The 12,362-nt window shown below is 68.8% G+C and carries 2 protein-coding genes and 1 pseudogene; all 3 read right to left on the reverse strand.

Going from position 1 to position 12,362, the window contains the following annotated elements:
- Window positions 1–3,181, reverse strand: a pseudogene (locus AC27KI_RS12620) (amino acid adenylation domain-containing protein); the annotation flags it as partial.
- Window positions 3,178–6,450 (reverse strand): non-ribosomal peptide synthetase, encoded by a 3,273-nt coding sequence (locus AC27KI_RS12625; RefSeq protein WP_487114060.1) that lies wholly within the window; start codon window positions 6,448–6,450, stop codon window positions 3,178–3,180. The gene AC27KI_RS12625 and the pseudogene AC27KI_RS12620, both read right to left, overlap by 4 nt.
- A gap of 4 nt (window positions 6,451–6,454) precedes the next feature.
- Window positions 6,455–12,349 (reverse strand): non-ribosomal peptide synthetase, encoded by a 5,895-nt coding sequence (locus tag AC27KI_RS12630; protein WP_487114062.1) that lies wholly within the window; start codon window positions 12,347–12,349, stop codon window positions 6,455–6,457.
- Between the last annotated feature and the right edge of the window lie 13 nt (window positions 12,350–12,362).

A 12,362-nucleotide genomic window follows, 5' to 3' on the forward strand; every position in this document is an offset into this window, starting at 1 on the left:
CCCCCGATTTCGAAGAAGTTGTCATGGCGCCCCACGCGCTCCAGCCCCAGCACCTGCCCCCAGATCTGCGCCAGCGCCTGCTCCACCTCCCCTCGCGGCGCCTCGTACTCCCGCGCCCTCAGGCCTTCTTGCTCCCCCGCCCCCTCCATCCCCATCTGCCCCAGCGCCTTGCGGTCCACCTTGCCGTTGCCGTTCAGCGGCAACCCCTCGGCCACCACCACCACCGCCCCCGGCACCATGTACTCCGGCAGCCCCTGCCCCAGCCGCCTCCTCAGCGCCCCCAGCTCGATCGCCTGCCCCGCCTGCGGCGACACGTACGCCACCAGCCTCGCACCGCTGTCGCGCTCCTGCACCAGCACCACCGCCTCCCTCACCTCGGGCTGCGCCAGCAACTGCGCCTCGATCTCCCCCAGCTCGATCCGGAACCCCCGGATCTTCACCTGGTGGTCAATGCGCCCCAGGTATTCCAGCTCCCCGCCCGCGCTCCAGCGCACCCGGTCCCCCGTGCGGTACAGCCGCTGTCCCCCCTCCGCAGCGATGAAGCGCTGCGCGGTGAGCGCCGCCTGCCCCAGGTACCCCCGCGCCAGCCCCTCGCCCGCCACGTACAGCTCGCCCGGCAGTCCGATGGGCACAGGCTGCAGCGAGCTGTCCAGCACGCGCAGCCCCAGGTCCGGGATGGCCACGCCCACGGGGCTGCGCGCCGCCTCCAGGTCGCCCGCGTCACGGGCCGGTAGGTGACGTGCACGGTGGTCTCGGTGATCCCGTACATGTTGATGAGCCGCGGCTGGGCATCGCCCCAGTGCTCGATCCATTTCCTGAGCCGCTGCGGCTCCAGGGCCTCGCCCCCGAAGATCACCCAGCGCAGCGCCAGCCCGCTCTCGTAGGCCTCTTGCTGCTCCATGAGCTGACCGAAGGCCGAGGGGGTCTGGTTGAGCACGGTGACCTGCTGCTCGCGCAGCAGCTGCACGAAGTCCTGCGGCGAGCGGCTGACCCAGTACGGCACGATGACGAGCCGCCCCCCGGTGCACAGGGCACCGAAGATCTCCCACACGGAGAAGTCGAAGGCGTAGGAGTGAAACAGCGTCCAGGTGTCCTCAGGCCCGAAGTGGAACCACGGCTGGGTGGCATCCAGCAGCCGCGTGGCGTTGCGGTGGCTCAGCTGCGCGCCCTTGGGCCGCCCGGTGGAGCCCGAGGTATAGATGACGTAGGCCAGCCCCTCGGGGTGCACGGCGATGCCGGGGTTGCTCCCAGCCTCACCTTGCCAATCCAGGGTGTCCAGCTCCAGGGTGGGCAGGCCTTCGGCCCAGGCGAGCGATCCGCGCAACGCACTGTGGGTGAGCACCAGGGCCACGGCGCTGTCCTGCGCCATGTAGGCCAGGCGATCGGCTGGGTACTGCGGGTCCAGGGGCACGTAGGCCCCCCCGGCCTTGAGGATGGCGAGCATGCCAACGACCGTCTCCAGGCCCCGCTCCAGCGCCAGGCCCACCCGGACCTCGGGGCCCACGCCGCGACCGATGAGCTGGTGCGCCAGTTGGTTGGCCTGGCGGTTGAGCTCTCCGTAGCTCAGCTGCCGATCGCCCAGCACCAGGGCAACGGCATCCGGCTGCGCCCGCGCATGGCGCTCTATCCGCGCATGCAGGGAGCCCTCCCCCATCGGCTCAGCCACCAACGCAGGCTCTCCCCACCCCTGCAGTCGCTCTCTCTCACGAACATCCAACAGGTCCAGCTCTCCCAGCAGCCCATCGGGATGGTCCGCCAGGGCCTCCAGTACCCGCACAAAGCCTGCACGCAGCCGCTGTGCCGTGTCCGGGCCGAACAGGTCGGTGTTGTATTCGAGCCGGGCATGGATCTGACCGGCATCCAGAACCGCGTTGAGCGACAGGTCCACCTTGGCGCCGGCCGGGCCGGCATCGATGAACTCCGCGCGCGCTCCGTGCAAGTCCAGCACCAGCGAAGGGTCGGCCACCTGCCAGCTGAACATCACCTGGAACAGCGGGTTGCGTCCGCCTTCTCGGCCCGCTTTGCGGCTGGCCAGCAAGGCTTCGAGCGGCAGATCGGCATGCTCCAGCGCAGCCAGGGCATCGGCCCGGACCTGGCGGCAGATCTGGCGCAGGGTCTGCTGCGGCGACAGCCGGACGCGGAAAACCTGCGTGTTGACGAAAAAGCCCAGCAGATCGCGCAGCGATTCGCGGTGCCGCCCGGCATTGGGCACGCCCACCCCGAAATCGGTCTGCCCGCTGTAGCGGCACAGCAGCATCTGCCAGGCGGCCAGCAACACCATGAAGGGGGTGCAACGCTCGGCGCGGCACAGCCTCAGGAGGCGCTCGCACAGCGCCGGTTCCAGCGTGAAGTTCAGCGATTCGCCGCGAAAGCTCTGCCCCGCCGACCTCACACCATCCAGGGGCAATTCCAGCGCCGGAACGTGCGGGCCCAGATGGGCATTCCAGTGGTCCAACTGGCGCGCAAAACCGCCGCTGTCCAGCTGCGCTCGCTGCCAGACGGCGAAGTCACCGTACTGCAGAGGCAGGGCAGGCAGGTGCACCGGGCCCGGGCTTCGCAGGGCTTGCCCATAGGCCATCCCCAAGTCGCGCGCCAGGATGGGATTGGAGGCCGCGTCCGTCACGATGTGGTGCAGGCAGACACCGAGCAGGTGCCGTTGATCGCCCAGGTGCACGAGGCGCGCCACCAGCGCGGGCGCACGACCCAATTCGAAAACATGCGATGCGAGTCCACTGGCCAGCTCGGCCATGACGGCGTCGGCAGGCTCGGCCGCACGGTCGGTCGCATCGATGCACTCGAGTTGGAACGGCACCTGCGGCCGCACCGTCTGCCAAGGCACGCCGTCCCGTTCGATGAAGGCCGTGCGCAGGATCGCATGCCTGGCAAGCACGGCCTGGAAGGCGCGCTCCAGGGCATCGGCATCGAGCGGGCCGTCGATCTTCAGCACCCGGGGCAGGTTGTACGCCGTCATGCCGGGCACGAGGCATTGGAGGAACCACAGTTGCTCCTGCGCGCAGGACAGGGGAATGTCGTCGCCCGCGCGAGTGAACGGGACGATGTCGCCATCCTCCACGTCCTGCAGTGGCAGGATGCGAAGCGCCTGCGGGGCGGCGGCGCGGGACGGGGCGGCGGTTGCGATGGCATCCATGGTGTCTTCGTTTTTAAGGCGATGGGGACTCATGCGTGAACCGTCGCGGGTGCGTCGGCTCCTTCGCCACGGTACGGCTCAGCCTTCGGGGCCGCGGCACCTGCCGCTCGCTGCGCCTGGGCCCGCTGCTCCAACTGAGCGGCCCGGTCGCCTTCGCCCTGCCGCAGCGCCGCCGCCAGCGCCGAGATGCTGGGGTGGTCGAACACCAGGCCCGGTGCCACCTCCAGTTGCAGCAGCTTGCGGATGCGCGCCACCAGCTTGATCACGAGCAGCGAATGCGCCCCCAGGTCGAAGAAATCGTCGTCCACGCCGATGGCATCCCTTTGCAGAAGCTGGGCCATGGCGTCGGCCAGCAAATGCTCCAGAGCATCGCGCGGTGGACGGGACTGAACGCCATCGCCGCCACTGGCAGCCAGGGCCTCCAGCGCGACGCGATCGATCTTGCCGTTGGGAAGCCGGGGAAACTGTGCCAGGACCACGCAGCGCGTGGGCACCATGGCGGAAGGCAAGCGGGCGGCCACATGGTCACGCAAGGCCGCCGCCATGGCCTGCAGCGCAGGGTTGTGGGCCACGGCGAACGCCACCAGTTCCGATGCACCGCCTTCGCCCGGCCGCGCAAACACCGTGGCCTGCGCCACGTTCGGGTGCGACAGCAACGCGGCCTCCACCTCGGCGGGCTCGACACGAAAGCCCCGGATCTTGATCTGGTGGTCGGCACGCCCCGCCAGCCGGATGCCACCGCCGGGCAGTCGCCAGGCCAGGTCGCCGGTGCGGTAGAGGCGCTCACCCGGATTGAAGGGGTCCTCGATGAACGCATCGCCGCCCGCCTCACGGTGCAGGTAACCGCAGCACAACTGCGCGCCCCCGATGAAGACCATGCCCCGCCCCCCCTGCGGAACCATCTGCAGGTGTTCGTCGAGCACATGGATGCGGTTGTTGGCCAGCACGCGGGTGAGCGGCAAGGCGGCTCCACCCAGCGTGGCGCCGGATCCATGGGCATGCACCATCACGCCCACAGTGGCCTCGGTCGGGCCGTAGTGGTTGTAGATGCAGCACTGTGGTGCCAGGCGCGCGATGCGCTCCAGCAGGGCGCTGGGCGTGGACTCCCCGCCGAGCACCAAGGTGCGCGGCAGCACCGGCGCTTCGTGCTCGAGCAGCGCCTCCAGGTGCGACGGGACCATCTTGATGGCATCGATCTGGCGCTGCGCCATGAAGGCCGCGAACGCCTGCGCATCTTCGATCTCGTTCTTCTCGGCAATGACCAGGCAGGCGCCGTTGAACAGCGCTCCGAACAAAGCGGTGTTGCCCAGGTCCGCCACCACCGAGCTGGTCAGCGCCCAGCGCCGGCACCGCCCCAGGTCCATCGCCTGCGTGGCACTGGCCACGTAATTGAGCAACTGCGCTTGCCCGATCACCACGCCTTTGGGCTGCCCGGTCGATCCGGAGGTGTAGAGCACGTAGGCGAGATCGGCCAGTTGCGGCGCGCGTTGCCAACCTGTGTCGGAGGGCACCGTACTTTGCAGATCGGCCAGATGGATGTCGCGCCAGGACGAGGGGACTGGCGTGGGCGACTCGACACCCAACTCCGTTGCGCGAAGGACGTACGCTGGCCGGGCATGCGCCAGCACGGCTTCGCGGCGCGCGGCCGGCCACTCGGGCTCCAGGGGCAGGTAACCCGCACCCACGCGCCAAGCCGCGAGCATGGCGACCACCAGGTCGAGCGACCGGGGCAGCTCGATGGCGAGCAGTCCGCCCGCAGTCAGCCTGTGGACATGCAGGGCTTGCGCCATGCGGTCCACGCGTGATTGAAGCTCACGGTAGTTCAGGCGCTCCGCACCCGCCTCAATGGCTGGGGCATCCGGCGTCAGTGTGGCCCAGCGTGCGATGTGCTCGCCCACCGTGAGCGGCCCGGCCTCCAGCAACGCATCGTTCAGCGACATCAGAAGCGCGCGCTCCTGCGAACCGACCAGGGGAAGGCGGGCCACCGGCCTTTGGGGTTGTGCCACCGCCGCGGCGAGCAGCGTGGTGAATTGCATCAGCAGTGCCTGAGCGGCAGCCTCGCTGCAGCGGCCTTCCGCGGCGTGGATTGCCAGCGAGCCAGGCACCCCGGCGGACCATTGCGCATCCAGCACCAATTCGAAGCAAGGCAAGGGCGCAGGCAAGGCCTCGACCTGCCAGACAGTGCCCTCCACCGCATGCCGGGCGGGCGCGTGGCGGGCCAGGAATCCCCAGCGCGCAAGCCCTGGCAGCGCAGGTGCGTCGATGGGGCAGAACTCCTGAGCCTGCGCATGCGCATCGAGCGTCGCACTCAACCGGCGGAGCCAATCCCCAAACCCTTCGGTGGGGGCAATGTCCACTACCACCGGCAACACCTTGCTGAACGCGCCCACGCTGCCTTGCATGACGTCGTAGTCGTCCCGGCAATCGTTCTGCCATCCGACCACGAACCGGCGCTCCTCAGCCAACCGCGAGAGCAGCAGCCACCACACGGCCTGCAGCAGCGTGTGCACCTGCGTTCCTGCCGAATCGGCCGCGGCTTGGACCTGGGCCGCGAGCACCGGTTCGACCGCCTGCGCATGCCGCAGCGCCAGGCGCCTCCCTGACACGGCCGCTGGGCCATCCATCAAGGCATCCAGACGCGGCGCTGGCAAGGCATCGCTGCCTTCTACGTGATTGCGCCAATAGGTTTGCTCCTGCCGGGCATCGTCGCCCTCCTGCAGGTCCTGCCGCCATTCCACGAACTGGGCATATTGGAAGGGCTCGTCGCCACCGTGCGAGGATTCGCCACCATAGGCACGCGCGACCTGATCGAGCAACGACACCAGGCTACCCTGGTCCGCGGCCAGCGCGTTCGCGGCGATCACGAGCCTGTGTTGCGCATCCGCCGTCCGCGCCAGTCCCACGCGCAGCACCGCCGCACGCGACGGGTCCAGCGGAAGGGCGGACACCCCTTGCCACCAGTCTTCCAGGGCGGAGACGGATGCCGGTGCGGCGCGCTCGGCGGCCGGCGAGCGCAGGTCACCGGCGTGCCAGTCCAGCACAGGCAGCGACTCCAGTGGCTGCTGCCGCAGGCCGCGATAGCCCGGCACGGCCCGCAGTGCCGTGGACAGGGCGCCATGCGGACGCAGAGCGGACTCCACGGCGGCGCGCAGCCGCAGCGGATCCAGCGGGCCTTCGATGCGGGTCCGGATTTCCAGGGTCAGCGACGCTGCTCCAGGGTCCTCGTCAGCCATCGACAGCATGGCCCGCTGCTCAGGGCTGAGCGCGAAGGTGGTTTCAGTGAGATCAGTGAGGGTGGACATCATTTCAACCAGGGATCGGAGAAGGAACGGAAGCGACGGCAGACAGCACCTGCGCGCTTTCGGGTGGCAGCGCCTGCAGCGCGGCGCGGTCGTACATGGCCCCCATGGCGACCACGATCTTTCTGGGGCCTTCATAGGGGTCCCGGGCATGGGCTGCCAGCATGTTGTCCAGCATCACCACATCGCCCTGGCGCCAGTCGAAGCGCACCGCGCACGCCTCGTAGGCCTCGCCCACCAGCGCCATGGTCTCGTCGCTGATTGGAGAGCCATCGCCATAGCAGACATGCCGCGGCATCCGCTCCATTCCGACCATGGCGAGCAGGTCTTCCCGCACCTCGGGCTCCAGGCAGCTCACGTGGTGCAGCTGCACCTGGTTGAAGAACACCCGCTCGCCGGTGATCGGGTGGGCCATCACGGCCGGGCAACGCGTGCGGCTCTGCAGCGTGTCGCCATCCAGCCAGCGCCACTCGATTCCGGCGGCCGCCAGGCGGCTTTCCACCGCGTCTCGGCGGTCGGTCTTGTAGAAGTCCTGCCAGCTCACATCCAGGCCGGGCGTGAAGGTGCGCAGGTACAGCAGTTCCTTGCGCTCGAACTCGTCCACCAGGTCCGCCGGCAGGCGGCGCAGCATCTCCCGGCAATCGACGATGGGCGTCGCGCCGCCCACCGGCGACGGCAGTTCGCAGAAGAACCACTGCTTGCGAGGCCAGCGCTCCAGGTGCGAGCTTTCGTTGTGGAACAGGATCATCTGGCGCTCCGGGTACGGCGTGGAGCGATAGGTGTTGCGACCACCCTCCTTCTTGGGCAGGTCGCCGTAGCTCCCGTACAGCTCGGGCTCGATGGTCTCGGCGAACGCTTCGAAATCCTGCGGGCTCTTCAATCCCAGGTTGCGCAGCAGCAGGCCGCCGTGCTTGCGCAGCATGGATTCGATGAAGCCGCGCTGCTCACGGGCCCACGCGACAGGATCGAGGTCGTTGTCCGTGGCCTCGATCACCAGCGGAAACTCCCGCTGCGCCGAGAGAAAGGACATGCGCACGGGAGAGCGTGCCACGGCCTCTGCAGCGGGGCGGCCCTTGACGGTGAGTTTCTTGAGTTTTTCCAGCTTGCTCGGCGCAAGCGACGAAGACAGCATCATTGAAGGCTCCTGATAGAGAGGAAGGGCAAAGCGCTCGAGCGGCGCGTCGGGCGTGGCAGCCACCTGTTGCAGCAGGCTGGCCCAGGCATCGCTGGCGCGCACGATGGTTTCGTGCCGGTACAGGCGCTTGGCGTAGACCCATTCGATACCCAGGCCATGCGCGTCCTCGACCACGAAGACCCCCAGGTCGAACTTGGACGTGGAGACCGGCTGCGTCGCCACTTCGATGGCCAGGTCCGGCAATTCGAAGCGGCTTTGCGGCAGGTTCTGCAGCACGAACAGCACCTGCACCAGCGGGTTGTGCTGGCGCGTGCGAGGCAGTCCCGTCAACTCCACGATCTGGTCCAGGGGCATGTCCTGGTGTTCGAAGGCGCTCAAGGTGCTGTCCTTGGTCCGCGCCAGCCATTGCAGGAAGGTCAACCCGGGTTCCATGCGCGAGCGCAGCGGCAGCACGTTGACGAAAAAGCCGATGAGGCCTTCGAGATCGGGGTGGTTGCGCCCCGCGACATCGGTGCCGATCACCAGATCGCCCGCGCCCGTCTGGCGGTGCAGTTGCCACTCGAAAGCCGCCAGCAGCACGGTGAAAAGCGTCGTCTGCTCCCTTCGCGCCAAGGCACCCAGTGCCTCGGCACATTCCCGGGGGATGCGCAGGCGCACCGAACTGCCCTCGGTCGACGCAACGGCCGGACGTTCGTGGTCCGGTCGGGGCGAGGACAAGGCCGGCGCCCCGGCCAGATAGCCGCGCCAAAACGCTGGCGTGTCGGTGCGCCCTTGCGCCAGCCGGCGGTGGTGCCAGTCGGCATAGTCGGCGTACTGGAGTGCGAGCGGCGGCAGCGGCGAGGGACGATGGTCCTTCAACGCAGCGTAGAGGGCCACGAACTCTTTGACGAAAACGGCTTCCGACCAGCCGTCGAACGCGATGTGGTGCACGCAGAGGAGCAGCATGTGCCGATCGCTGCCCAGCCGCAGCAAGGCGGCCGAAAACACCGGACCGGACGACAGGTCGAACGGCGCCTTGGCGTGGGCGGACAGCGCTGCCTGCACGGCGAGGCTTTGCGCCGCAGCGTCGAGGCCCGACAGATCCTGCATCGGCACGGGCAACGGGCTGGCCGGCAGAATGTATGCGACCGGCTCGCCTTCGTCGTCCTGGCCGTAGCGGGTTCGCAGCACTTCGTGGCGCGCCACGATCGTGTCCAGGGCGCCCTGGAGCGCATGGACGTGCAGCGCGCCAGTGAGCGTCAACGCGGCGCTCACGTTGTAAGCGGTGCTTTTCACCGAGGCACCTGGCAATTGGTCCACGAGCCACAGGCGCTGCTGCGCCGGCGACAGCGGCATGTGCGCCCGGCGCTCCACCGGTACCAGGGCCGGCCCGCCTGCCATGGCAAGCCCGCCGTGAAGCGCCTTGCGAATGTCGCTGGCCATGGCGTGCAGCACGGGTTCTTCGAAGATGCGGCGCAAGGCCAGGTCCACGCCATAGGCCTGCCGCACCCGCGAGGCAAGCTGCGCTGCCAGCAGCGAATGGCCGCCGAGTTCGAAGAAGTGATCGCGCCGACCCACGGGTACCCCACCCAGCAGTTCGGACCACATGGCGGCCAGGGCCTGCTCGTCGGCCCCGTGCGGGGGTTCGAAATTCCGTGCAGGCGCCGCGCCAGGGTCCGGAAGCGCCTTGCGATCCACCTTGCCGTTGGTATTCAGCGGCAGCGCCGGAAGCGCCATCACCACGGCAGGCACCATGTAGCTGGGCAGGGTGGCCGCCAACCTCGCCACCAGTTGCTCTGCCAGCGGGACAGGCTCATCCCCCTGCCCGGCGTGCACCACCACATAGCCCAGCAGCATGGCGCCCGTGGCACCCTCCCTGGCCACCACCACGGCTTCGCGCACCTCGGGTTGAGCGAGCAATTGCGCCTCGATTTCGCCCAGCTCGATCCGGTAGCCCCGGATCTTCACCTGATGGTCGATGCGCCCCAGGTACTCCAACTGCCCGTCAGCGCCCCAGCGTGCCAGATCGCCCGTGCGGTACAGGCGTTCGCCGCCAGGGCCTGCGATGAAGCGTTCGGCCGTCAGACCCGCCCGGCCCTGGTAGCCACGCGCCAGACCGACCCCGCTTAGGAAAAGCTCCCCGGGCACGCCGGCGGGTGCCGGATTCAAGGCGCCGTCCAGCACGTGCAGCCCGGTCGCCGCAATCGCCTGGCCCAGCCGGGGCGGTCCTTCGACGCGGCCCGCGGTGGACCAGATGGTCGTTTCCGTGGGGCCGTACATGTTCCACAGCTCCAGCCCCAGGCCTTGCAGCGCGAGCGCCAGATCCGGCTGCAGGGCCTCACCGCCGCACAGGCCGCGAATACGGCGCGCCGCCATGGGCCTCCAGCCGCTCGTCAGCAAAAAGCGCCACCCCGCAGGCGTGGCCTGGAATGCCGTGGCGCCGCAGTCCTCGATCAACCGGGCCAGCGCCGAGGCGTCGCGCGTGACTTCGCGGGAGGCCAGCACGAGCCGCGCGCCGGTGACGAGCGGCAGATACACCTCCAGCGCGGCGATGTCGAAGGACAGCGAGGTGGCCGCCACCAGCACGTCATCCGCGCCCAGTCCGGGTTGCTCCTGCATGCTGCGCAGGAAATGGCCCAGGGCTTCGTGCCGCACCATCACGCCCTTGGGCAGACCGGTGGAACCGGAGGTGTAGATGGCATAGGCCAGGTGATCGCCATGCAGCGGAACCTGGGGATCTCGCTCGGATTCGCCCGCCAGCTCGGCGAAGTCGTAGTCCAGCACCGGCAATGTCTCCGTATGCGGTAGCCGGGCGCGCACCTGCGGCTGGGTAAGGAGCCAACCCATGCCGCTGTCCGCCACCATGTGGGCCAGCCGCTGGGCCGGCAGTTGCGGATCGAGCGGGACATAGGCACCGCCGGCTTTCAGCACCGCCAGCAGCGAGACGACCATGGCCGCGGACCGCTCCATGGCGATGCCGACCCGGCTGTCGGGGCGCACCCCATGGCGAATCAGGCGGTGCGCCATCTGGTTGGCCCGCCGGTTCAACGCCTCGTAGCTCAGTTGCTCATCGCCCGCCACCAGCGCGATGGCTTGGGGCCGGGATTGCACCTGCTGTTCGAACAAGCGGTGCACCGGCACGAAAGGGGCGTAGCGTCGGACATTCGTTCCCCACCGCATCAACTGCTGGCGTTCCGCCTCGCCCTGCACCGTCAGTTCACAGGCCCGGGCACTGGGCTCGGTGGCGAGCGCGCCGACCAGGCCTTCCAGGGCCGCCCTCATCCAGCTGCACAGGCGCTGCGCATCGACCCGCCGGTCCACCTTGGCCGTGAGCGTGAAGCCTGTGCCCTGGTCGTCCACGGCCAGCTCCAGCGGGTAATTGGTGCGCTCTTCGCTGCCAAGCCACTCCATGCCGTCCCAGATCGGGCTCTGAGGCCCCTCAGCGGGCGGGCTGTAGCGGTAGTTGAGCAATGCCGAGAACAGCGGGGTGTTGCCCTGGAGTGCACTGCAGCGCTGCGCCAGCGCCAGGCTGGCATGCTCGTGGTGCAGCAGATCGCTCAGTGCACGGTGCGTTTGCTCCACGCAGGCACCGACGGCCTGCGCACCGAGCCTTACGCGCAAGGGCAGCGTGTTGATGAAAAGACCCAGGGCGCGATCCGCGCCGGTTCCGCCCTGCATGCGGCCGAACAGCACGGTGCCGAAAACGACGTCGTCCTTGCCCGTGGCTTGTGCCAGCACCATGGCCCAGGCCAGATGGAACAGCGTCGCCGCACTCACGCCGTGCCGCTGAGCCTGTGCCCGCACCTGGGAGGCCAGGCCCGCCTCCAACAAAAGGCCGGCCTGCGCGAGTTGCGTTCCATCGCCCTGCACATCGTGCAGCCCGAACGGTGCGGTGGGCTCATCCACATCGCTCAGCATGGAGCGAAAGAACGCCTCGTGGTCGGCCTGGCCGTTGGCGCGCCGGGCTTGCGCCACGAACTGCCGGAACGGCACGCACGGGCCCAACTCCTGCGCCCGGCCCTGCTGGATCAGCGCGATCTCCTGGATGATCAGTTCCAGCGTGGTGTGGTCCAGCACCAGGTGGTGGCTGGGCAATTGCAGCAGCCAGCGGCCGACAGAGGCATCGTGCGCGGCCACCGCGTGGATCATGGGTGCGCGGCGCACGTCGATCCGGTGACGCGCAGGGTCCACCAGCGCGGCCAGCCGTTCGGCGACGGCCATCTGAGGCACCGCCGTATCGTCGGCGTTGCGATCCGCCTCCATCCATTGCAATTGCAGGGGCGCATGGCGGTAGACCACCTGCACCGGCTCGGGCAGGCCGTCCCACAGCACGGCCGTGCGGAGAATGTCGTGGCGCTCGATGACCTGGTTGAAGCTGGCGATGAAGCGCTCCAGCCGCTCCTGGCTGTCGAAACCGAGCGCATGCAGCGTGATGTATGCGTCGCCTTCGCGCTGCAGGCGGTGGTGGAACAGCATGCCGTCCTGCAGCGGCGCCAGGGGATAGATGTCCTGGATGTTGCTCGCACCGCCCGGCACCTGCGCAACGATCTGCTGAATGTGTGCGGGCTCCAGCGCGATGAGGGGCAGCATCTCCGGGTGGATTACCGAGGCGCCGGGCGGAATCCCGTTGGGCGGCACCGATACTTCCGCAGGGGCCGGCTCCTGCACAAGGGCCTGGGCAAAATCCGCCAGCTCCGGGTGCTGGAACAGGGTACGCACCTGGACCGGCCAGCCCTTTTGGCGCACCTGGTCAAGAATGCGCAGCGCCACCAGGGAGTGCCCCCCGATTTCGAAGAAGTTG

This window comes from Acidovorax sp. KPB24-03 (assembly GCF_057546605.1).